Below are 25,263 nucleotides of genomic sequence, written 5' to 3'. Positions count from 1 at the left end.
ACGTTATTCCGCATCTTCTAAAAAGATGTTCCGAATATATCCTTAGAAAGGAGGTGATCCAGCCGCACCTTCCGATACGGCTACCTTGTTACGACTTCACCCCAATCATTTGTCCCACCTTCGACGGCTAGCTCCTAAAAGGTTACTCCACCGGCTTCGGGTGTTACAAACTCTCGTGGTGTGACGGGCGGTGTGTACAAGACCCGGGAACGTATTCACCGTAGCATGCTGATCTACGATTACTAGCGATTCCAGCTTCATGTAGTCGAGTTGCAGACTACAATCCGAACTGAGAACAACTTTATGGGATTTGCTTGACCTCGCGGTTTCGCTGCCCTTTGTATTGTCCATTGTAGCACGTGTGTAGCCCAAATCATAAGGGGCATGATGATTTGACGTCATCCCCACCTTCCTCCGGTTTGTCACCGGCAGTCAACTTAGAGTGCCCAACTTAATGATGGCAACTAAGCTTAAGGGTTGCGCTCGTTGCGGGACTTAACCCAACATCTCACGACACGAGCTGACGACAACCATGCACCACCTGTCACTTTGTCCCCCGAAGGGGAAGGCTCTATCTCTAGAGTTGTCAAAGGATGTCAAGATTTGGTAAGGTTCTTCGCGTTGCTTCGAATTAAACCACATGCTCCACCGCTTGTGCGGGTCCCCGTCAATTCCTTTGAGTTTCAACCTTGCGGTCGTACTCCCCAGGCGGAGTGCTTAATGCGTTAGCTGCAGCACTAAGGGGCGGAAACCCCCTAACACTTAGCACTCATCGTTTACGGCGTGGACTACCAGGGTATCTAATCCTGTTTGATCCCCACGCTTTCGCACATCAGCGTCAGTTACAGACCAGAAAGTCGCCTTCGCCACTGGTGTTCCTCCATATCTCTGCGCATTTCACCGCTACACATGGAATTCCACTTTCCTCTTCTGCACTCAAGTTTTCCAGTTTCCAATGACCCTCCACGGTTGAGCCGTGGGCTTTCACATCAGACTTAAAAAACCGCCTACGCGCGCTTTACGCCCAATAATTCCGGATAACGCTTGCCACCTACGTATTACCGCGGCTGCTGGCACGTAGTTAGCCGTGGCTTTCTGATTAGGTACCGTCAAGATGTGCACAGTTACTTACACATATGTTCTTCCCTAATAACAGAGTTTTACGATCCGAAGACCTTCATCACTCACGCGGCGTTGCTCCGTCAGGCTTTCGCCCATTGCGGAAGATTCCCTACTGCTGCCTCCCGTAGGAGTCTGGACCGTGTCTCAGTTCCAGTGTGGCCGATCACCCTCTCAGGTCGGCTATGCATCGTTGCCTTGGTAAGCCGTTACCTTACCAACTAGCTAATGCAGCGCGGATCCATCTATAAGTGATAGCAAGACCATCTTTCACTATTGAACCATGCGGTTCAATATATTATCCGGTATTAGCTCCGGTTTCCCGAAGTTATCCCAGTCTTATAGGTAGGTTATCCACGTGTTACTCACCCGTCCGCCGCTAACATCAGAGAAGCAAGCTTCTCATCTGTTCGCTCGACTTGCATGTATTAGGCACGCCGCCAGCGTTCATCCTGAGCCAGGATCAAACTCTCCATAAAAATTTATGATGTTTGATTAGCTCATAATACTAAATAATGTTTGTAACTTAATGTTACGTTTTTGGAATTAACGTTGACATATTGTCATTCAGTTTTCAATGTTCATTTCTCAACACAAGAATTAATTATAAACGTTATTAATCTTCAAGTCAATAACTTTTTAAAATTAATTTTGATTTTATTCAAATTGTTTTGTTGTGCTTTTGTTCGCCTCAACAAATACATACTATACAGGCTTCTAGCATACTTAACAACAGTAAAATTTACACTTTTAACACTATTAAAAATACACCTGAACGCAAAAACCGAACTTATATAACAGATATAAGTTTATAGTATGTTTTAAAATGAAAATCATCACTTGCACTTATGTAAAAATCGTCTATATCGCTATAAATAGGAACTTTAATAATTTTTAATTATTTTGTTGTTTGCTATAAATAATTTTATAGTTCCTACTAACCCTTTATATTAACAGTCTATATTAAGCTTAATTATCATTTCATACTATTATATTCCAATGAAAAAAGCTGTCATTTCTATAATTAAAATAGAAACAACAACTTATTTTACTTTCTACATTTCAGTTCTTCCAGCTATAGCTTTTGATAAAGTTACTTCATCTGCATATTCTAAATCTCCACCAACAGATAGCCCTTGTGCTAATCTTGTTACTTTAATACCTATAGGTTTAACTAATCTCGAAATATACATTGCAGTAGATTCTCCCTCTAAATTAGGATTCATTGCTAAGATTAGTTCATTTACTTCATCACTTTTCAAGCGTTCTATCAATGAAGGAGTATTAATATCTTCTGGGCCAATGCCGTCCATAGGTGAAATCGAACCATGTAGAACATGATACAAACCTTTATATTCTCTCATTTTTTCCATAGCTATAACATCTTTATCATCTTCAACAACACAAATCACAGATCGATCTCTTTGCTTATCCTCACAGATATAACACGGATCATTCTCAGTAATGTGTCCACATACACTACAATATGTTAGTTCTCTTTTTACATCTACTAATGCTTTAGCGAATTGTACAACGTCGTCTTCTTTCATATCTAAAGTATGAAAAGCCAGACGTTGGGCTGTTTTTGGACCAATGCCTGGCAATTTCATAAAACTATCAATAAGTTTTGATATAGGTTCTGGATATTGCATCTACAATCACATTCCAGGAATATTTAAGCCTTGAGTATGCTTACCTAAGCGTTCTTGAGTAAGTTCATCAGCTTTATTCATTGCTTCATTAGTAGCTGCCAATACTAAATCTTGTAGCATTTCAACATCTTCAGGATCTACTGCTTCTTCTTTAATCTCAACATCTACAACTTCTTTGTGTCCAGTTACTGTAACTGCAACCATGCCACCACCAGCTGTACCTACAATACGCTCTTCTTTAAGCTTTTCTTGTTCTTGAGCCATTTTCTTTTGCATTTTTTGCATTTGTTTCATCATTTGTTGCATATTTCCGCCACCGCGCATATATTTTTTCCTCCTTGAAATTCATACAGTTTTAATAAAAATATGATGTTTATTACATTATACATACGATTATATCGCTTGTCATGTATCACTCTTCATCTATTATATTTACAGTTTCTTCACCAAATAAATCTTTTGCTTTTTGTGCAACATCTTGTTGTTCACTACTATCATTACTATTATCATCGCTGTGATCTTGTTTACGTGATTGTATATATTCTGAACGCACCCTTAACCATTGATCTGAAGGCACACCAACCACTTTGACATTTTTATTTACAATATTACAAACAACGCTTTCTATATTACTGCGTTTTTCATCGTCCTTATTCACAATTTCACAGTGAATTTCCTCTTCAAATTTCACTAAGACATGATCTTCACTTGCTGCAACTGGTTCTGAATTTTGTAATAAGCTAACTAATGACTTCTTATCATTATTTTTAGCATGATCAACAACATCTTGCCATCGATCTTTCAGTAATTTAATGTCTTCTTTATTTGCTTTATCTAAAACTTTAGCAATTTGTTGCATTGAAAAAGCATTTTTATTCCTTTGCAATGATCTTGTTGGCTTTTTACTTGTCTTATTATTACTAGTTGCACTTGTACCTTGCGCTTTTAAAGCTTTAAGCTCTTGTTCTAATTGTTCCATTCTTTGCAACAATACATCACTATTCGGTTGTTGAGCAATGTGTGTCACATCATTAGATTCAATACCAACTACCGGCACTTGTTTTTTTATAAGTTCTGCAAGCTTAACTAACAATACTTCAAAGTGAACATTTTGATTTACACTGAATCTAATTGATACCAACGTATCATTTATACTATCTATCATTTGATAAAGCATATTTAAATCTAACGTCATCAATGCATCATAATCATTTTCTTTGTCAGCTGTCTTATTCATAATTGTATCTCTAACAAAATAGATCATATCATTAATAAGTCTATTCACTTCTTTTCCTTCAGCGATAAAATGGTGATATCTTTGGAATGCTGCTTGAACATCCCCTTTAACTATTTCTTCAAATAACTGATTTAATGCTTCGTCATGAACACTACCAGTTACATTTAAAGCGTCTTGTAGAGTTAAATGTCCATCTCCAAATGCAATTGCCTGATCCATAATACTTAAAGCATCTCTCATGCCACCTTCTGAAGCTTTAGCAATAAACTCTAATGCATTATTTTCATAATCTAGATGTTGTGCATCAGCGACATATCGCAACCTTTCTACAATTTGGCTTATACTAATCGCTTTAAAATCAAAACGTTGTGCCCTAGAAATAATAGTTGGAGGTATTTTATGTGGTTCAGTAGTTGCCAAGATAAAGATAGCATGAGCTGGTGGTTCTTCTAAAGTTTTTAGTAAGGCATTAAATGCACCTGTTGTTAACATATGAACTTCATCAATAATATATACTTTATATTTTGATTCACTCGGAGCATATTTAACTTTATCTCTAATATTTCTAATTTCATCTACACCATTGTTACTTGCAGCATCAATTTCAATAACATCTGAGTTAGTTCCCTGAGTGATACCTGTACAAATCGCACATTCATTACAAGGTTCCCCATCAGTGCTATTCAAACAATTTATCGCTTTAGCAAAAACTTTCGCTATACTTGTTTTTCCAGTTCCTCTCGGTCCACTAAAAATATAGGCATGCGATTGTTTGTTTTTTGATATAGCATTTTTCAATGTTTTTGTAACATGTTCTTGACCAACGACATCATCAAAACTTTGCGGTCTATACATGCGGTATAAAGCTTGATAGTTCAAGTTAGCACCTCCATAAACAATTACTTCTTATTATATCACGTTATAACTTACTTACCTCAAACTAACTGTTGAGGAATTTTAATAACACCATGAGGCGGATTATCTAAATGATCCCATAAAAATTTAACTAATATATTCTCATGATCTTCTGATTGAATGTCGTAGTCTTGCGCATTATCATAACCTAATTTTGAGAAGTATTCTAAATTATTTCTTACAATAATCGTACTATACTCTTGTGATTTAGCTCGTTCTTCAACTGCACTCATCAAACTACTGCCTAATCCTTGGCCACGCAAATCAGGTTTTACTGATAACGATGCAACTGCAAGCGCATAATAAGTTTGTATCTCACTAACAATTTCTACTTCAATTAATAATACGTGACCAACTACTTCATTATTGTCATTCTTAGCAATAACTTCCAATTCAAAATTATATAAGGGAGATTTTCTTAAATATTTAACTTTTTTTCTTGCCTGCCAACTCGTTTCTGGAGTTTCATTAAAACTTTCTTCAATATTATCTAGAGAAGTATCATAGTCAAGTTCAGTTAATGTACTTAAATATATTTGCATAATTCCTCCGAAAATTACTTTTCTAATATTCATTAATTTATAACTTTTAATATCGTATGATAATTGTATTATATTCAATACAACTACACTACCATTATTTATCCAACACTTTTAATTTATAATTAATGTATTACCATAGACTATTTATTGCTATAAGACTATTCAAATTCTCTTTTACTACACAATTAATATTGGTTCTCTATTCTCAGGACTGATAAATAAAAAGTGAATAATTTAAAATATAAATTATTTTAAAGCCGAGACTCCTGAGGTAGGGACCCAACATAGAGAAACTGTGAAACAGTTTCTACAAGCAATGAAAGTTGGGCAACAGTGCTAGTCGAAGACCGGGGCCCCAACACAAATAAACTGATTAATCAGTTTATACAAACAGTGCAAGTTGGGCATTGGGGCCCCAGCAAAGAAAAATTCTGTCAACAGAATTTTTACTATAATGTGCAAGCTGGGGTGTGAGGCAAAAAATTAATTATGTATCAGTCCATTTTGGGAGAGAACCTTAATATTACTTGTCCTCGTCGCACAAGTATATACTCACATATTTCTACTGCAAATATAAAAAGCTACTCATCAATATAATAGCAATCAAGTATACAAAATCCTTGTTAACTATTAAAGAGAGTAGCTTTCATTATATGTCGTTATCATACTTTATTTAAATGTTAAATTAAAAATTAAAAACCGTGCACCTTTAAATCGAACGTAATTCACAAACGTTACCGAAGTCGTTAGCTAAATCTCGGCAACCCTACGGCACATATGATGATCCACTTAATGCTGCTTCCGTCAGGACCTGACATGGTTCATGGGTTCATATTGCATAGGACCGAAATCTTCAAACACTACGTGCTCCGGGCAGACTTCACAAAAATACGCCCTCAATAAAGGAATTAAGTCTCGCATAAAGCGGATTTCGAGTACAGGGAACCGCTACCTCCCCACCTAGCACGGCAAGATATATCTTACTATATTTATATAGCGAATTGCAAGCATAAAACCTTTAGAACATTAACTTTAAAATTCAATTTTATTTAGTACGTCTTCTAGAAAATTCATTAAATTTATACTCAGTTGCTATATGTTTAGAAATATTATATTGAAATTGAGTGGTGTCTTCCAAATAAACAATACTTCTCACTGTAGCACAATATGCTGGTTCAACTTGGCCAAACAATTTATATTCTTGATCTGAAAATGGTTCAAAAGTAATAGCTTTATTAGAATAACTAATCGCTAAATATAAATCATGTTCTAAATAATGATATATAGAATCTTCTGCAACATCATTTCCAATTGCTTTAACAATACTCTGTAGAAAATAATCTTCATCGACGATTTTAACATGACCATTAATTTTTCTAGTTCGAATAATATGAATAAGTGCTTCATTATCCGATATAGCTAGCTTGCGTTGAACTTCTGGCACTTCATAAGCTTTAATAACTTCATTGACTATAATTTCTGTTGTATACATTATATTTAACTCAGTTTGCATTTCTTTAAAACTAACTAACTCAGAAAATGGGAATTCCGTCATACCTTGATAAATCACTAAAGAACCTTTGCCGTGAATTTTTTGAATCATACCATCCAAGACGAGTAAATCAAGTGCTTTACGCACAGTTTCCCTTGATGATTCGTAAGTTTGCAAAAGATCATTTTCAGAAGGAATTGAACTACCATAACTATATTTTCCATTAATAATATCTGCTTTTAATGTTTCATAAATTTTAATGAATTTCTTTTGCTTCATTATATACAAACTTCCATGTTATTTATTTTCCGATAATGTTTCAATGACAATTGCACCGTAACCACTAATCGAATTTTCTTCTATTATACCTTCTTGGATAACTATATCCCCATTTAAGTCAACATCTTCTGGAATTATGACACTTTGTGCTGAAAAGTTAGCGACTACAGTCCAACAACGATTGTCAAAATAACGATCATATATAAACAAATCATTATGATTCATGTGACGTGGAATAATATTTCCATAAGTAATAATGTCGTATTGATGTCGTAAGTCAATTAATTTTTTATACGTATATAAAATTGAATCCTTATCTTCTATTGCTTGTTCAACATTAATTGTAGGATAATTACGCGCAACTTCAATCCAAGGTTTCCCTTCTGTAAATCCAGCATTGATATCTGCAGACCATTGCATGGGTGTACGTGAATTATCACGTGATTTTTGTCCGAGAATAGCCATGATGTAATCTTCGTCATATCCTTTTTGTTTCATATTTTGATATGCATTTAAAGATTCAACATCTCTATATTGATCGATAGATGTAAAATGAGGATCAGTCATACCAATTTCTTCACCTTGATAAATGTAAGGTGTCCCTTGCAGCATATGTAGCGTTATTGCCAGCATTTTAGCACTTTGCTGTCTCAATTCTTCTGTTGTATCATTACCAAACCTTGATACAACTCTAGGCTGATCATGATTACACCAGAATATCGCGTTCCATCCGCCACCTTGATAAATTCCAGTTTGCCACTCCATCAAAATAGTTTTTAGTTTATGAAAATCTAGTTTAGCATTGCTCCATTTTTCACCATTGACGTAGTCTACTTTTAAATGATGGAAGTTAAATACGCTATTTAATTCTTGACGTTCTGGATTGGTATATTTAATACAATTATCAATTGTTGTAGATGACATTTCTCCAACCGTCATCATATCTGTATCACCAAATGTTTGACGATTCAATTCATGTAGAAACTCATGAACTCTAGGACCATCAGTATAAAACTCTTTACCTATATTAGTAGAATCTTTAAATTCATCTTTAGAAATTAAATTAATAACATCAAAACGAAAACCATCTACACCAAAGTCTATCCAATGATTGACAATATTATACAATGCTTGTCTAACTTCTTTATTTTCCCAATTTAAATCAGCTTGAGTGACGTCAAAAAGATGTAAATAATATTCATCCGTAACAGGATCATATTGCCATGCATTGCCCCCAAATTTTGATTCCCAGTTAGTTGGTGGGCCATCTTGAGATTTACGGAAAAAATAAAAATCTCTATATGGATTATCTTTCGCTTTTTTGGCTTCTTTAAACCAATGGTGTTCTGTAGATGTATGGTTAATAACGATATCTAACATTACTTTTAATTCTCTTTTGTGTGCTTCTGTTACTAATAACTCAAAGTCTTCCAACGTTCCAAAATCTTCATTTATTTTTAAATAATTACTAATATCATAACCATTATCATTCATTGGAGATTCATATACAGGCGTTAACCATATATAGTCAACACCAAGGAAAGCTAAATAGTCTAATTTTTCAATAATACCTTTAATATCCCCAATACCACTTCCAGTCGTATCATTAAATGACTTCGGGTAAATTTGATATACGACTGATTTTCTCCAATCTTGATTTTTCAACACGCTAATACCACCTTTTCTTAATATATAGTTATAAAATAAGGGACGCCCGCATAGTATATGAACGCCCCTTTAAGTTATTTAATTGTGTTAATCTTCAACGATTTCTTTCGCTTTTTGTTTACTAAAATTAGATAAGATAATCGTTAAAATACATGGCACTATCATAGCAATGATTGTCACTACAATATATACTAACCAATATTCTTTTTGGATTGAAATAAATGCTGGTACCCCTCCAACACCTACACTGCCAAGAACTTTATTCATACCAATAATCGCACCTAAGACACAAGAAGTCGAAATAGCTGCAACGAATGGATATTTAAGCGGTAAGTTAACACCAAACATAGCTGGTTCAGTGACGCCTAACATACCAGAAATACCAGAAGTTAATGCTAATCCTTCTTCTTTAACCATTTTACGACGTTTATAGACATACCATGCTCCAAATGCCGCTGACCCTTGGCAAATATTAGAAATTGCGACGATTGGCCATAAATATGTTCCACCTAAACTACTTCCCATAAGTTGGAAATCTACAGCTAAAAACATATGATGTAAGCCTGTAATAACAAGTGGCGCATATAATAAACCATAAAGCGCACCACCTAACCAACCTGCATGTTGGAATACAAACGTAACCCCAGTTGTAATACCTGTACCAATGATTAAAGCAATTGGTCCAATAACGATAAATGATAAAAAACCTGTTACTAGCAGTGCAACTGGACCAACTACTAACATTTTAATAGAATCATGAACGACTTTATTTAATGCTTTTTCTAATTTAGCTAATACATAAGCCGCAATAAGTACTGGCAATACTTGACCTTGATAATTCAACTGTTTAATTTCTAAACCAAATAAATTCCAAGTTGGTATATGACCTTTACCAATATCATATTGTGACACTAATTGAGGATGCATTAAAATCAATCCTAAGACTAAACCTAGTATCGGACTTCCTCCGAATACTCTCATACTACTCCAACCGATTAAAGCTGGTAAGAAGATAAATGCTGTACTAGCAATTACATTAATAATATTTGAAATATCTGCAATTTGTGGGTACATCACAATAAGTTCTTTAGGACCAAATAAGCCCTTCATAGTCAAAATATTGTTAATCCCCATTAACAACCCTGCAGTTACAATCGCAGGTAATATCGGTATAAAAATATCACCCAACAATTTAATTAATCTTTGGAGTGGGTTACCTTTTTGTGCAGCTGCAGCTTTAGCATCATCTTTCGACGCCTCAGACGTTCCAGTTTCCTCCACAAATTGTTTATATACTTCATCAACCGTACCAGGTCCAATAACAATTTGATATTGATGATCAGCTTTGAATTGTCCTTTCACTAACGGATTATCACTCAAAGCCTCTTTATCTACTTTACTATCATCTTTCAAAACTAAACGTAGCCGTGTTACACAATGCGTTGCTGTTTCAAGGTTCTCTTGTCCTCCAATAGCATCAACAATGGCTTTTACATCTTGTCTTTTTACAGCCATATCCTTCACTCCCTTAATGTCTTAGTGAAAGTATAACTTGTCTAGACAAGTTGTGTAAAGGCTTTCACAATATTTTCTTATATCTTATTTATATATTGTGACAAATTGCCATATTCCATATAATTGTTTCAAGTCGCATCTAACTTTATTGAACTAACAATTCGCTGCCCCTATAATTGTGGCATTTTTAATAATATGAAAACACAACTTTAGCAGTGTAGGAATAGCAATTTAATAATGTTTTTGTTAATTATTTAAAATAACAACCTTTAAATAACTAAGCATTGTCAAACTATAATGATAACCTAAAAATAGAGCACCATAATTTCGAGACAATAACAACAAAACTCGTAAAATAAGGCTTTTCTAGTTTTTAAGACTGATAAATAAAAAGTGAATAGTTATGTATTAGTCCAATTTGACAAAATATGCAAAATAAAAAAAGGTAAATACTCAACGTATTGAGCACTTACCTTCATTATATAAAATATTATATATTTAAAATTAATGGCGGAGGAAGAGGGATTCGAACCCCCGCGAGCCGTTAAGCCCCTGTCGGTTTTCAAGACCGATCCCTTCAGCCGGACTTGGGTATTCCTCCTGAACACAAATAATATCATATATTAGCGTTATTTAAATGTCAATATAATTTTTAATCTATTCTTTACATAATGAAATTGAAAATTAACAAATGACGTTAAATAATTCATACACTACATCATATATCATCATCTTGTCCACCATCGACCACTAATCCTAAAAATTTACTGTAGTTATTTATAGATTAAACTAATACTTTAGACGATAAGTATTGATTTACAGCCTTAGCTACACCGCGCCCCTCTTTAATAGCCCACACAACAAGACTTTGTCCTCTTCTTGCATCGCCTGCAGCAAAAATTTTGTCTTCATTTGTCTGATAATCTGTATCATTCGCTACAATTTTATTGTGTTGCGTTTTGATATTAAATGCACGCGGTACCATTGTTTCTGTTCCTTCAAAACCAATCGATAACAATACTAAATCAGCTGGCCAAAATTTCTCTGTTCCTTCCATCATAACCATACCTTGGTCACTTTGTTGTAATATTTGAGTGTAAAGCCCTCTTATATGACCCGTATCATCGATATCATAACGCATCGTTTGAACACCATAAGCTCTGGGTTCTTTGCCGAATTTAGCCTGATATTCTTGATGTGCATAATCCATTTTGAATACCGGCATCGCTAATGGCCATGAATTATTTTCTTTAAAAGTAATTGCCTCTGGTAGCTTAGTATACTTATTAAACTGAACGATTGATTTACAATTTTCTCTTAATGCTGTAGCAACACAATCAGCTCCAGTATCACCTGCACCAATGATAATTACATTTTTATCTTTAGCCGTAATGGTAGTATCTGTTATTTCTCCATTTAACAATTGTGTTTGTTCAGTTAAGTAATCCATCGCAAAATGAATACCCGCTCCCATGCGCCCTTCTAGAGGTAAATCTCTTCCTTTTTGTGCACCAGTGCATAAAATAATGGCATCATATTGTTGCTCAATCTGATCTTTGTCAATATCTACCCCAATTTCCACACCGGTTTCGAAGATAATACCCGCTTCTTCCATCAAACGAATACGACGACGAACAACTTCTTTATCTAATTTCATATTAGGAATACCATACATGAGTAACCCTCCCGCTTCTCTTGCACGTTCATAAATGGTAACTTGATATCCTAAATAATTTAATTCTTCAGCTGCTGTCAAACCTGCAGGTCCACTACCAACTATTGCTATTTTTTCATTACGACGACGCTTAGGAAATTTAGATTTGACCCAATTGTTATCAAAGGCTTCATCGATGATTGTTCGTTCTATTCCTTTAATCGCTACCGACTCACGATTGATCTTCATTACACAAGCATTTTCACAAGGTGCCGGACATACACGTCCTGTAAAATCTGGAAAATTATTAGTCTCACTTAAACGTTCATATGCTTGTTTAAAATCTTGTCGATATACTAAATCATTCCATTCAGGAATATAATTACCAATTGGACAACCAATCGTTTCACGTCCGAATAATTGTCCAGTTTGGCAAAACGGTGTACCACAATCCATGCATCGTGCACCTTGAATAGAGGCATCATCTTTAGTAAATCGTTGTTGATAAGCTTGATGATTTGTCAAACGATCGACAAGAGATAATTCTGATAAGTACTGTTTGTCATACTTCATAAACCCTTTAAATTCACCCATATGATTAACCCCTATTCTTTAATACACAATCGCTGGTCGTTGTGTGTGATTAATTACTTTACTATCATCATAAAATGCTGCTAAAGTTGCTTCATCTTCATTACTATTTAAAGACTTGTGTAATGCAATTTTTTGCATCATTAATTGATAATCTTTAGGTATTACTTTAACGACATAACGCTCAATGTGATTGAATTTTTTTAATATATCAATTGCTTTAGTACTATTTGTTTGCGCAATATGTTCTTCTAACATTCCTTTAATCAATAATTTCTCTTCATTATATTTAATCGTAGTCATTAATAAGGTATCTAATTGATTTTCTCTAATAAAAGTTTCTATATCTGAAGGTATAATGTAAGCTACGCCACCACTCATACCTTGCCCGAAGTTTTTACCAACATCTCCTAATATTAAGACGTGACCGCCAGTCATGTATTCAAGCCCATGATCCCCTATACCTTCAACTACTACATCTGCCCCACTATTTCTAATACAGAATCTTTCTCCAGCTTTACCATTAATAAAAGCTTTCCCACCTGAAGCGCCATAAAATGATACATTACCTGCAATAATTTCATTTTGTCTTTCTTCAAACGGTGCTTTAACGATGACTGTTCCACCTGACAATCCTTTACCGACATAATCGTTAGCATCTCCTGTATGATGTACTGTTAAACCTTTCGGTGCATATGCTGCTAAACTTTGTCCTGCATGCCCATTCGTATAAATATTGATGGTATTTTCAGGTAAACCTTGCTCACCATAACGTTTAGTAATTTCACTACCAGTAATAACACCAACATCTCTTTGTTCATTATTAACAGTAAAAGTACCAGTATAACGTTGTCCTGCTGCTATATATGGTTTGGTTGTTTCATATAATTGAGTTAAATCAAAGCCTATATCTAAATGATGATCTTGCTTAATTACTTTAGTATTTGTACCTTCAAAATTTTCAATGAGTCTTTCAACTCGTAATGAAGCTGCTTTACTATGCGAATCAATTGTCGTTGATTTTTGTAATAAATCCGTACGTCCGACTAGTTCCTCAACACTTCTTAATCCTAAAGAAGCTAATATTTCTCTTAATTCTTGTGCTATAAAATGCATAAAATTAACTACGTGCTGTGCTTTACCTCTAAATAAAGCACGTAAATCTTTATTTTGTGTTGCAACTCCAACTGGACATGTATCTTTGTGGCAGACACGCATCATAATGCAGCCTAAGACTACAAGTGGTGCCGTTGCAAAACCAAATTCTTCCGCTCCAAGCGCACAAGCGTACGCTACATCTTTACCGGTTAATAATTTACCGTCTGTTTCTAACTTAACGCGACTTCTTAAATCATTAAGTTTTAATGTTTGATGTGTTTCTGCTAATCCGATTTCCCATGGCACACCCGCATGTTGAATGCTCGTTTTTGGTGACGCTCCTGTTCCACCGTCATAGCCACTGATAACAATTTTATCAGCAAATGCTTTCGCTACACCTGACGCAATTGTACCGACACCAGTTTTAGATACTAGTTTCACGGCAATATCAGCGTCTTTATTAGCATTTTTCAAATCGTGAATTAATTGTGCTAAGTCTTCAATGGAATAAATATCATGATGAGGTGGTGGTGATATCAAACCAATACCTGGTGTCGATCCTCTCGTTTTGGCAATCCACGGATAAACTTTGGTACCAGGCAATTGACCACCTTCACCTGGCTTAGCACCTTGAGCTACTTTAATTTGAATTTCTTTAGCGTGTTGTAAGTAATCACTTGTCACACCAAAACGACCTGATGCTACTTGTTTAATCGCACTCACTTTATTACTACCATCTACTTGAACTTCATAGCGTTTAGGATCTTCTCCGCCCTCACCACTATTACTCTTACCACCAAGTTCATTCATAGCTTGTGCTAATGTTTCATGTGCTTCTGCAGAGATAGAACCATAACTCATCGCCCCAGTGTTAAACCTTTTAACAATGTCACTAATTGGTTCTACTTGATCAATATCGATAGGATGACATGGTTTAAATTCTAATAGGTGTCTAATATGGTCTTTACGACTATGGTTTACAGCTTGAGAATAGTCTTTAAACTTAGCATAATCATTGTCTCTACATGCATGTTGTAATAAAAATATAGTTTGTGGATTAAACGCATGATGTTGTCCTTGTTGACGCCATTGGAATGTACTTCCTGATTCTAAAAAGTCTTTACCACTTTGTTGTCGAGCTTTATTTTCTGTATCGATTTGTTCGATAGATAAACCAGATAATTTAGATTGGGTGCCTGTAAAATAGCGATTAATAACTTCATCTGATAAACCAATAGCTTCAAATATTTGTGCTCCTTGATAACTTTGCACCGTAGAAATACCCATTTTCGCCATAACTTTAATAACACCTTCAGACAACACATCAGTATATGTCTTAACATTAGCACTAACATCGCCAGGCAATTGTTCTGTCAACGTCATATGTTCAATTGTTCGTTGTGCTAAGTATGGGACAACAGCATTAGCTCCATATCCTAACAAGCAAGCAACATGATGCACTTCTCTAGTTTCACCAGATTTAGCAACTAAACTAGTATCCATACGTAAATTTTCCTTAATAAGTAATTGATGAATATGACTAATTGCTAACAACATAGGCATAGCATATGCTTTGTCATCTACTAGTCCACTATCATCTAACACTAATATTTGTGCACCTTTAGTCACAGCTCGAATTGCGGATTCACCTAATTGATTTAAAGCTTCTTCCAATGAACCATCATATAACGTTGATAAATAAGTCGTATTAAACGTTTGGTGATCAATACTTTCAATATGTTGTTCGTTCAATACTGGACGTTTCAACTGGATTCTATCTAGCACATGCTCATCTGGATTAATTAAGTTACCTTCTCCTCCTAAGTATGACAATTCACTTGTTACTATTTTTTCTCGATAAGCATCAATAGGTGGATTGGTAACTTGTGCGAATAATTGCTTAAAATAATTAAATAGTGATTCCGGCTTATCATTTAATACCGCAATTGGAGCATCATAACCCATCGCTCCAATTGGATCTTTTTTAGATTCTACTAATTCTTGCATATATTTATTGATATCTTCTTTAGTGTATGCAAATTGACGTTGTAATTTAAATAATGTCTCATTTGACCAATCTGACGCGCGATATTGTATACTTTCAAAGTCAAATCGCTTTTTATACTTTTCAATCCACGCTTGATAAGGTAATTCGTTAGCTATACGTGTCTTCAAGTCATTATTTTCAATTACTTTATGCTCATTAAAATCAACTAATAATAACTTTCCTGGATTCAGTTGACCTTTAAATGCCACATTACTTTCTGGAACATCAACGACGCCTACTTCTGATGAAAAGACAATAAAGTTATCTTTAGTAATCGTATATCGACCTGGTCTAAGACCATTTCTATCTGTTAAGGCACCTATTTTGTCTCCATTACAAAATGAAATCATCGTTGGACCATCCCATGGTTCCATCAAATAACTATAAAATTCATAAAATGCACGAACATTGGCATCATTCGACTTATTGTATAGCCACGGCTCTGGAATAAGGAGCATAGCTGCTTTTTCCGGTTCCATAGATAATGACAAAAATTCTAAAGCATTATCAACAATGGCAGAGTCGCTACCATCTTCATCAACAATGTTAAATATTTTATGTTGATCTTTACCAAACACAGTATTGATTAACTTATGCTGACGCGCCCTCATCCAATTGACATTACCTTTAATGGTATTAATCTCCCCATTATGCATTAACAATCTATTTGGATGTGCTCTTTTCCAACTCGGAAACGTATTCGTACTAAAACGCGAATGTACTAATCCCAATTTCGATTGATATAACTCATTAGATAAATCTAGATATAACTTTTTAATTTGGTCTGAGCGTAACCACCCTTTATAAACAATCGTCTTATGAGATAAACTTGTAAAATACAGTTCTAAATCATTTGTTGTCGTATAATATTCTAACTGCTTTCTAGCTAAAAATAATTTTTTAGTTACATCAGTAATATTGCTAATATCTATAAAAACTTGTTGAATGACAGGCATCGTCTGTGCAACGTGTTCAGCAATAGCTGTTTTATTGACAGGTACATCTCTAAAGCCCAATATCTTAAGACCTTCATTTTCAAAATATTGATGAAACATTGATTCATGAGTTGAGCCTTTAATTCGTTCTTTAGCAAAAAATAATCCTACAGCATAGTTTCCTTCACCAGGAATTTTAAATTCTGTAATATGTTGTTCAAAAAATTCGAACGGAATTTCAGTCATGATGCCTGCACCATCACCAGTCATTCCATCTGCTCCAACCCCACCCCTGTGGTCTAAGCGTCGTAACATTTCAAGAGATTTATCAATAATGTCGTGAGACCTTTTATTATCCATATTCGCATAAAAACCAATACCACAGGCATCATGTTCCTCACGATAATCATATAAACCTTTAATTAACTTGTCATTGTGCATGATGCGCACTCCCCTTTTTTAGAATATTCTGATATTAGTTATTAATGATAATTACTATAATCTAAAAAATTGATCTGTTCAATATATAAAATAGAAGATATCATTCTAAAAAATAGATTAATCAAAGATGAAATTGGTATAATAACGTGTAAACATACTATTGTTATGGAGGTATTTATGGAAATTAAACAATTGCGCTATTTCGTTGAGGTAGCTAAGCGCGAACATATTTCTGAAACTGCATTAGAATTGAATATCGCACAATCTGCCATTAGTAGACAAATTACTTTACTCGAACAAGAATTGAATGTCGCTTTGTTTCAAAGACAAGGAAGAAATATCTCGCTTACATCTGAGGGGAAATTATTATTTAATGAGGCATTAACGATATTAGATCATCTAGATACGACAATAGAACAATTTCAAAATCACGGATTAAGTAAACATAAAAGTATTTATATTGGCTACGAAGAGAGTGATGTATCAATGATGTTATTACCACTTATACAATCATTTCATTTACAAAACGATACACATATCATACCTAATTTAATGACACAGGATACTATTATCGATCAAGTATTAAATGGCAATATTGATATAGGCTTTACTGAATTGAACTATGATATTAAAAAACACAAATCCATATACGTGTTACCTTTATTCGAAGAACATTTTCACTTATATGCACCATCAGATGATCCAATCACCTTATCAACTCATCCGCCATTAATACAATTCGAAAATAGTCACATGTATACGTTATATTCAGTTACACCATCAGTAAAAAAGCAATTACAATCATTTACTAAAACAGATATTTATACAATTAGTAATAAACAGTTAGCCCAATATATATTAAAACAAAAAAATGGCTATATCATTTGTCCTAAACAAATTTCATTGCCTAATTCTCAAGATTGGGTAAACATTACTTTAGAACATACTGAATTAAAAAGAACAATCTGTGCTATCACCAAAGAACCTTATGTTAAAAGTGATATAGGTATTTTATTAACTTTAATCAAACAACTGATGACTAAAACATCAACTTTTTACTAATAATCGCTTGTGAAAATTAATATTAATATTTTTGAATTACAGCTTTTAAGGGCGTATAATCAGCATATTACTAAAAGAATTGAGGTTTTGTTATTGCAACAAAGACATTTTTTTACGAAGCCTTATAATATTATTATTGTCATTTTTTGTATTATTTATATTTGCAGTATTATTTTCACTTTATTTAACACTTCTTTGTACAATCAACCTATAGGAAAAGTAGAACAAGTGAAGCATCTGTCAACAACATCAATAACAGATGACCAACATAATCATGACACTAAATACAAAACGCAATTGACATTAAAAATATTAAATGGCCATTTCAAAGGACAAACAACTAATATAGAACATGATTACGTCAAATCTCAAGCAGACTCTGAAGCCTTTAATAAAGGAGACAAAGTATTACTGCATATTTCTGATAAATTGATCGATGCCGATATTATTGAAAAGAAACGAGATACATTAACTGTAACAATAACAGGTTTATTTTTATTAACTGTTTTAATAGTAGGACGTAAAGTAGGATTACAATCTATCTTATCGTTAATGATTAATACAATTGCCGTACTAACAGCTATTTATATACATAACTCGTTTAGTAATACGAATTTATTCTTGCTAATGACAATGGCAATGATTTGTTCAACAGTTATCACCTTATTGCTTGTCACTGGTTGGCATGCACGTACTGTCATTACTATTATCAGCACAATTGCAGGTACAATGTTAGCTATCGGGCTCACTGAATTAGTAATTACGCTCACTGGTGGTCAAGGTATTAAATATGAAACAATGAATTTTTTATCTTTACCTCCTAAAGATATCTTTTTAGCTTCAGTGCTCATAGGTTCTCTAGGCGCTATCATGGATGTCGCCATCACGATTGCGAGCGGTATGCACGAAATTTTACAACGTACCCCGAATATTTCAAAGACACGTTGGGCTTTAGCAGGTAGAAACATCGGGCAAGACATCATGGGTACAATGACAAATATTTTATTATTTTCATATTTATCTGGATCATTACCTATGTTTTTGATTTACCTAAAAAATGCTAATACCCTTACTTATACCATTTCAATGAATTGGTCTTTAGAAATCGTTCGAGCCTTAACGGGCGGTATAGGCATCGTCTTAACTATTCCTATCACTATTGTATTAATGGAACTTGGAGAAACTATAAGGAGGGCTAGACTATGAATGCAGTCGTCATTTTAGGTGCCTTACTCTTAATATTAATGCTTATTTTTGGTGGTAAAAAAGGGTTAGTATCATATTTAACTTTATTTTTAAACTTTGCCATCTTAGTGATTAGTATCATTTTTATTATTTTTGGTATGCCTATATATATTGTCACATTTGTATTTTGTATCGTTATTGCTGCTTGCAACTTATTTGTATTGAATAGTTATAATATCAAAACACAAGCGGCTTTCATCGCTACTATCATTACAACTACTTTATTAATTACTGTTATTTACCTTGCAGTATACTTTGGACATTTACAAGGCTTTGCCACAGAGCAACAAGATGAAACCTATATTTATTCAATGAACATTGGTATTAATATGGTTCAATTTATGGTATTTACTATTATTCTTGCTGTCATTGCGGCAGTGATTGATTTAGCAATTACGATTAGCTCTCCAATATATGAGTTATATCAAGTTAATCCTAAACTCAGTCAATACGAGCTATTTCAGTCTGGTATGCATGTTGGCAGGGAAATTTTAGCTACTTCAGCTAACACTATATATCTCGCCTTTTTTGGAGGTCAATTAACACTGTTTTTTTGGTTTTTTAAATTAAACTATTCATTTGGACACATTATTAACTCGAAAATATTTGCACAAGAGTTTATATCTATTTTATTAGGTGGAATAGCTGTGGCCATGAGTATCCCTATTACTGCATGGATGACGTCGTGGTTAATTAAAAAACGACAGCATACACGCTTAAAAAATGATACTGTTCATATGAAATAACTTACGAGCAACAGATTAATCACTATCTTTTTAGAATAATAGTACAGTCATTTTTATCGCTTACACAGTATCTACTCTTTGGTAATCAACCACTGCTAGTACAATCAACTAATCTAGATATATGCAACATATGCCACTAACGATAATAGTGGCTTCTAACTTTGATAAGTTATAATATATACATCAAATTTTGTTGATAACATCAGCTATTCATACTACACGTAAAAATAACCAATCAAAATTACAGTCGTACTATGTTAAAACGGTATAAACATGCCGTCCTCTTTATCAAGAACATAGTCATTGGTAAATTTGATTGGTTTTTAATTTATGTTTTAATCTGGTTCTCTTCCAAATTGGACTGATACATAATTATATTTTAAATTATTCACTTTTTATTTATCAGTCCTGAATAATAGAGAATCTTTAATCTTTAGTGACATGATATAAACTGGTCTTCCAACTAAAAAACTATCACCTTGATAACTATAGCCTTGTTGTTTATATAAATTGAGTGCCTTAGGATTATCCGTATTAACCGTCAAAACGATTTCATTTATACCTTTAAATTGTTGTACTATAAATGATGGCAACTTAGACATCACTTGCTTAGCAATACCTTCTTTTCGATAACGAGCGTCTACACTGAACGATCTGAAAAAGATAGCTTGAGTGTTTTCGCTAAAAGGTACAACACCTTTTTCTATATGTAACGTAAAAAATGCTACACATCATTATTTCTCCATACCATTATAGGATATCTATGATAATCTTCTATAGCTGCAATAATATTGTCATATGGTGTTTTAACAAATTTATTATCTATCTCCAATAGTTGAAATTGTTTTACAGCTTGTAAATCATTTTGCTGATAATGTGCTAATGTTATATCCTGCAATATCATATTAGTTAACTCCTTGTGCAATCCATTGTTGAACTGCTGGTGCAATAAGCTCACTATTCTGTTTATCAATCCATTTGATATCCGTAATTTCATTATTAATAGAGATTTTATCCCAGTCAATGTCAATTAATGCTCTAAAACCATTTAATTCTGTTAGTGTATTGAGCTGCGGATATGCTGGTCCCACAACCGTACCTATAAATTCTAAGTCTTTTTCTCGTAGCGTTAAATTTAATTCCTCATCTAATTCTCTGATTAGTGCTTCAACCAAAGATTCCCCTACTTCAATTTTACCACCTGGGAAATAATATTTAGCTCTATGTCTTACTTGGACCAATAATATCTGATTTTTAGTCTCTGCGACTAAACAAACACATTTAATCATTCAACTCACCCCTATGTTTATCTTTTGTATGATTCGTCAATATATGTATTATGGTATCATATAGACAAAGTTACTGAGTTCAACACAAGCTTAGTAATTATTATATACAACATAGACTTCAACAACATATAAAAAAATTAATGGGGGAATTATTGTATGTCTAAAAAATCTCAACCAGAACGTTTATCTCGTTTTTTCAATTTAGCTGGCTTTATCGTTGATGGATATAACGGTATGAAATATAACGCTAAAAACAAAAATTTAGTATATTTATCACTTGGCTTAGGCGCTATAGGTACACTACTTGATTTCTATATCTCATTTAAATCTCCACGCAAAGTAAAAAAATTCGGTGCTGTGATATCATTACTAGGTAATGGTGCTCGATTATTTACAAGTTTACGTAAAGTTAAAATCGAGTAGGAGGATAACCATTATTTGATTATCCGTCCTCTCACACCACCGAGCGTACGGTTCCGTACTCGGCGGTTCAATATCTTGCGTAAGCCGTCTCTGCGAGTTGGGTTAATGGTTCTAACCCCCACTTGTAGAGACGTTTTGTTGTAAGTGCACGATGAACTTCATGCGTTGATGATAAGCGCCAGTATTTCTTTCTTGAATTGGCAATTTTCATTGCACTCTTATGGTCAAGTCCATACTTACGTAACATCTTATATTTGGTTTTTATTCTTTTCCATCTTTTGAGGATTAGTTGTCTAATGCGTCGGTTTAACCATGATTGTAACTTCGTTACAAAACCTGTAATAAATCCTTTACCAAAGTAATTTATCCACCCTCGTGTTACTTGATTAATTTCTGATATAATCTCTTTAAAGGTACCTGGTCTATTTCGTTTCGTTAGACGTCTTAAGGTGCGTTTTAAATTTCTTCTTGCTTCCATAGTCGGTCTGAAACGATAAGTGCCATTTACTTTGGTCATTAGACAACTCAAGAACTTTAAACGTGTGATAGAACCTACCTTGCTCTTTTCACTATTTACAATAAGTTTAAGGTCTTTTTCGATAAACTTTGTCACACTTTCCATGACACGTTGACCCGCTCGTTTTGTACGTACAAAGATGACGAAGTCATCTGCATAACGAACAAAGCGATGACCACGTTTCTCCAATTCATTATCTAATTCGTGAAGATAAATATTACAAAGTAACGGGGAAATAACACCACCTTGCGGTGCACCTATTTCTCTACTTCGATAATTACCATTGAGGTCGATTGCACCAACCTGTAGGCTTCTACGAATAAATTTAGAAATGGCTTTATCTTGAACATGTCGTTCAAATAGATACATTAATTTATCATGGTTCAACATATCAAAGCACTGTTTTAAATCACAATCAACTGCAACTAAGTAACCTTCTTCATAGTATGTTGCACATTCTTTAAGTGCAGTTCCTGTACTACGATTCGGTCTAAAGCCATGACTGTGTTTTGAGAAAGTACGGTCGATACTAGGTTCAATGACTTGTTTAATGGCTTGTTGGATAACTCTGTCTCTTGCGACAGGGATTCCAAGCACGCGCTTTTTCCCATTTGATTTAGGTATTTCAACCTTTCTTACTGCTTGTGGCTTATACGTGCCATCAAGCAGTTTTTGTTTAATTTGTGGAAAGTATTTTGCGAAATGTGATGTTAATTCACTTACTCGCATGCCATCGATGCCAGGTGCACCGTTGTTTTTCTTCACTTTCTTAATTGCTTTTTGTATATTATTCTCTCTTACAACAAGCTCCATCATAGATGGAGACTCACGATACATTTCTTTCATTTCACCTAAGATTTACTGTACGCACTCATATATCCTTTTTCGTTCCACTACTTATCTTTCTATGAGTTGCCAATCATTAATTGTATTCTGTACGTTGTAAATCTCTAACCTCCATTCTTTACTTTGTATGAATATTGTTCAGTCCTTCAGTATTTCTACCTACTATGACCTCTGCTGACTTCTCATCATTCGTTATTACTACGATTTTTTTATCGCTGATGAGACCTCCCCGGGTAAGAGTAACCACTTTCCACTCATTCCACTGCATCATTTACTATATAGAACTCGGGTAGTATCGGACTTTATCTTGTATTGCAGATTCATCCATTCCACATAGCCTTGTATGATATTTCTGTTCGTCAGTGCGAGTGTTTGCGTCCGACTTCCTTCAGATTCCATTTCACAATGGACACCCTTGTCTTTCGCTAACAGTTCCTACTACCAAGCCTGTAACGGACTTTCACCGTCTAGTAATTACCCATGCCGGGCGCACAATGAATATTAAAATTTATAAGTTTTAACGACAAAAAGTGGTTCTCTCCCAAACTGGACTGATACATAATTATTTATATTTTAAATTATTCACTTTTTATTTATCAGTCCTGAAAATTAGAGAACCCAAAAAAGTCTTGTCTAATGCATAAGTTATCTACATTAGACGAAACTTTTTTATTTTATCAGCTAATTAATGAATATATCTATAATTGTTAACTTGGTATGCTGGAATTGTTCTATATGTCACAATTCCAGGTGCTGCTGAATAGTTCATTTCTGACACTAAAATACTACCATCAGAATTGACACGTTCAACAAACATAACATGACCATAATATCCTGCATCTGTTTGTGCAATTGATCCAACTGTTGCACGTCCATCAATAGTATAACCATCTGCTGCTGCAGCGTTATCCCAGTTATTAGCATTCCACCAATATGTACTAATTCCTTTACCAATTTGAGCACGACGATTAAATACATGATATGTACATTGACCCCATGTATATAAGTTTTGGTGATTAAATGATGGCGATTGATAGTTTCCACCATTTGATGTGTTATTTCCAGTATTAGAAGTTGAAGGACTAGCCGTACCACTGACTTTCAATTTTTGTCCTGGATAAATAAAGAAGTTATTCAAACCATTTAAACTCATTATTTTTTGGTATGTTGTACCATATTTTGAAGCAATCAATGATAATGAATCACCGGCTTGTACTGTATATACTGAACCGCCTGAAGATGCAGCATTTCCTGTATTAGTAGATGTATTACTTGCTACACCGCTGACTTTTAATTTTTGTCCTGGATAAATAAAGAAGTTATTCAAACCATTTAAGCTCATTATTTTTTGGTATGTTGTACCATATTTTGAAGCAATCAATGATAATGAATCACCGGCTTGTACTGTATATACTGAACCACCTGAAGATGCAGCATTTCCTGTATTAGTAGATGTATTACTTGCTACACCGCTGACTTTTAATTTTTGTCCTGGATAAATAAAGAAGTTATTTAAACCATTTAAACTCATTATTTTCTGGTATGTTGTACCATATTTTGAAGCAATCAATGATAATGAATCGCCTGCTTGTACTGTATATACTGAACTTGAATTAGATCCATTTGATGATGTCGTATTTGAAGCACTTGTTGATCCAGACACCTTCAGTACTTGATTAGGGAAGATAAGATTTGAAGTTAAACCATTTAAAGACTTTAACTTCGCAATAGAAATACCATATTTATTAGAAATCGACCATACGGATTCACCACTTTTAACCGTATGTGTAGATGCTGCTTCTGCATGTGTTGACGCTATAGCACCGATTGCACTTGTCCCAATAATAGCTGCAATTACTTTTTTCTGCACGTGAAAAATCCTCCTCTTACTTAACTTACTTTTCTTTTAAATTTTTATACGTTTTTTATAATACTTCATCATTATACGCT

At 34.1% G+C, this 25,263-nt stretch carries 16 protein-coding genes, 1 tRNA gene, 1 rRNA gene, 1 other RNA gene and 1 pseudogene; 4 read left to right on the top strand and 16 right to left on the bottom strand.

The genetic code is table 11. From position 1 onward, the window contains the following. Window positions 1–46: 46 nt before the first annotated feature. The 12 genes from J3R86_RS01805 to gltB all read right to left on the bottom strand — a co-directional run bounded on the left by J3R86_RS01805 (window position 47) and on the right by gltB (window position 17,185). Window positions 47–1,598: ribosomal RNA gene (locus J3R86_RS01805) — 16S ribosomal RNA — on the bottom strand. A gap of 576 nt (window positions 1,599–2,174) precedes the next feature. Beyond that, window positions 2,175–2,771, bottom strand: coding sequence for a recombination mediator RecR (recR, locus tag J3R86_RS01800; protein WP_207517809.1), 597 nt, complete (start codon window positions 2,769–2,771; stop codon window positions 2,175–2,177). Window positions 2,772–2,777: 6 nt separating this feature from the next. Next, on the bottom strand, window positions 2,778–3,095 hold the full coding sequence (locus J3R86_RS01795) for a YbaB/EbfC family nucleoid-associated protein (protein WP_002464898.1): 318 nt from the start codon (window positions 3,093–3,095) through the stop codon (window positions 2,778–2,780). 88 nt (window positions 3,096–3,183) lie between these two features. Further along, entirely contained in the window at window positions 3,184–4,887 is a 1,704-nt protein-coding gene (gene dnaX, locus J3R86_RS01790) for a DNA polymerase III subunit gamma/tau (protein ID WP_207517808.1), read from the bottom strand. A 56-nt stretch (window positions 4,888–4,943) separates the two neighbouring features. Next, on the bottom strand, window positions 4,944–5,465 hold the full coding sequence (locus J3R86_RS01785) for a GNAT family N-acetyltransferase (RefSeq protein WP_207517807.1): 522 nt from the start codon (window positions 5,463–5,465) through the stop codon (window positions 4,944–4,946). A gap of 699 nt (window positions 5,466–6,164) precedes the next feature. Continuing rightward, window positions 6,165–6,434: signal recognition particle sRNA large type (ffs, locus tag J3R86_RS01780), an RNA gene on the bottom strand. A 76-nt stretch (window positions 6,435–6,510) separates the two neighbouring features. Beyond that, window positions 6,511–7,239: a trehalose operon repressor gene (treR, locus tag J3R86_RS01775; protein ID WP_207518498.1), complete on the bottom strand. Its 729-nt coding sequence runs from the start codon at window positions 7,237–7,239 to the stop codon at window positions 6,511–6,513. Window positions 7,240–7,254: 15 nt separating this feature from the next. Further along, window positions 7,255–8,904 carry an alpha,alpha-phosphotrehalase gene (treC, locus tag J3R86_RS01770; RefSeq protein ID WP_207517806.1) on the bottom strand — a complete coding sequence of 550 codons (1,650 nt, stop codon included), beginning with the start codon at window positions 8,902–8,904 and terminating at the stop codon, window positions 7,255–7,257. A gap of 87 nt (window positions 8,905–8,991) precedes the next feature. Next, window positions 8,992–10,419, bottom strand: coding sequence for a PTS system trehalose-specific EIIBC component (treP, locus tag J3R86_RS01765; protein ID WP_207517805.1), 1,428 nt, complete (start codon window positions 10,417–10,419; stop codon window positions 8,992–8,994). A gap of 508 nt (window positions 10,420–10,927) precedes the next feature. Then, window positions 10,928–11,020: transfer RNA gene (locus tag J3R86_RS01760), tRNA-Ser, on the bottom strand. Window positions 11,021–11,203: 183 nt separating this feature from the next. After that, window positions 11,204–12,667, bottom strand: a complete 1,464-nt coding sequence (locus J3R86_RS01755; RefSeq protein WP_207517804.1) for a glutamate synthase subunit beta — start codon at window positions 12,665–12,667, stop codon at window positions 11,204–11,206. A gap of 18 nt (window positions 12,668–12,685) precedes the next feature. Next, window positions 12,686–17,185, bottom strand: a complete 4,500-nt coding sequence (gene gltB, locus J3R86_RS01750; RefSeq protein ID WP_207517803.1) for a glutamate synthase large subunit — start codon at window positions 17,183–17,185, stop codon at window positions 12,686–12,688. Window positions 17,186–17,362: 177 nt separating this feature from the next. Here gltB and gltC point away from each other — a divergent pair, with 177 nt between their 5' ends. The 3 genes from gltC (at window position 17,363) to J3R86_RS01735 (ending at window position 20,238) form a co-directional block, all read left to right on the top strand. Then, entirely contained in the window at window positions 17,363–18,247 is an 885-nt protein-coding gene (gene gltC, locus J3R86_RS01745; RefSeq protein WP_207517802.1) for a glutamate biosynthesis transcriptional regulator GltC, read from the top strand. A gap of 93 nt (window positions 18,248–18,340) precedes the next feature. Continuing rightward, on the top strand, window positions 18,341–19,453 hold the full coding sequence (locus tag J3R86_RS01740) for a YibE/F family protein (RefSeq protein WP_431607784.1): 1,113 nt from the start codon (window positions 18,341–18,343) through the stop codon (window positions 19,451–19,453). After that, the gene (locus J3R86_RS01735; protein ID WP_207517800.1) at window positions 19,450–20,238 is read left to right on the top strand and encodes a YibE/F family protein; all 789 of its coding nucleotides are present in this window, start codon (window positions 19,450–19,452) and stop codon (window positions 20,236–20,238) included. The genes J3R86_RS01740 and J3R86_RS01735 overlap by 4 nt, the downstream gene beginning before the upstream one ends. Window positions 20,239–20,633: 395 nt before the next feature. Here the strand turns inward: J3R86_RS01735 and J3R86_RS01730 are convergent. Both J3R86_RS01730 and J3R86_RS01725 read right to left on the bottom strand, forming a co-directional pair. Then, window positions 20,634–21,142, bottom strand: a pseudogene (locus J3R86_RS01730) (GNAT family N-acetyltransferase). Between the two features lies 1 nt (window position 21,143). Continuing rightward, a complete protein-coding gene (locus J3R86_RS01725) occupies window positions 21,144–21,527 on the bottom strand; it encodes an NUDIX hydrolase (protein ID WP_207517799.1) in 384 nt (127 codons plus the stop codon). Between the two features lie 156 nt (window positions 21,528–21,683). On the opposite strand from J3R86_RS01725, the gene J3R86_RS01720 reads away from it, so the two are divergent. Further along, window positions 21,684–21,950 (top strand): hypothetical protein, encoded by a 267-nt coding sequence (locus tag J3R86_RS01720; RefSeq protein WP_207517798.1) that lies wholly within the window; start codon window positions 21,684–21,686, stop codon window positions 21,948–21,950. Between the two features lie 67 nt (window positions 21,951–22,017). Here the strand turns inward: J3R86_RS01720 and ltrA are convergent, their stop codons facing one another. Both ltrA and J3R86_RS01710 read right to left on the bottom strand, forming a co-directional pair. Then, window positions 22,018–23,304 (bottom strand): group II intron reverse transcriptase/maturase, encoded by a 1,287-nt coding sequence (gene ltrA / locus J3R86_RS01715; protein WP_207518488.1) that lies wholly within the window; start codon window positions 23,302–23,304, stop codon window positions 22,018–22,020. Window positions 23,305–23,998: 694 nt separating this feature from the next. Beyond that, window positions 23,999–25,183 (bottom strand): LysM peptidoglycan-binding domain-containing protein, encoded by a 1,185-nt coding sequence (locus J3R86_RS01710; RefSeq protein WP_207517797.1) that lies wholly within the window; start codon window positions 25,181–25,183, stop codon window positions 23,999–24,001. Window positions 25,184–25,263: the final 80 nt, after the last annotated feature.

It is taken from the genome of Staphylococcus simiae (genome assembly GCF_017357005.1).
GTDB lineage: Bacteria > Bacillota > Bacilli > Staphylococcales > Staphylococcaceae > Staphylococcus > Staphylococcus simiae_A.
This window is presented reverse-complemented; position numbering and strand designations above follow the sequence as displayed.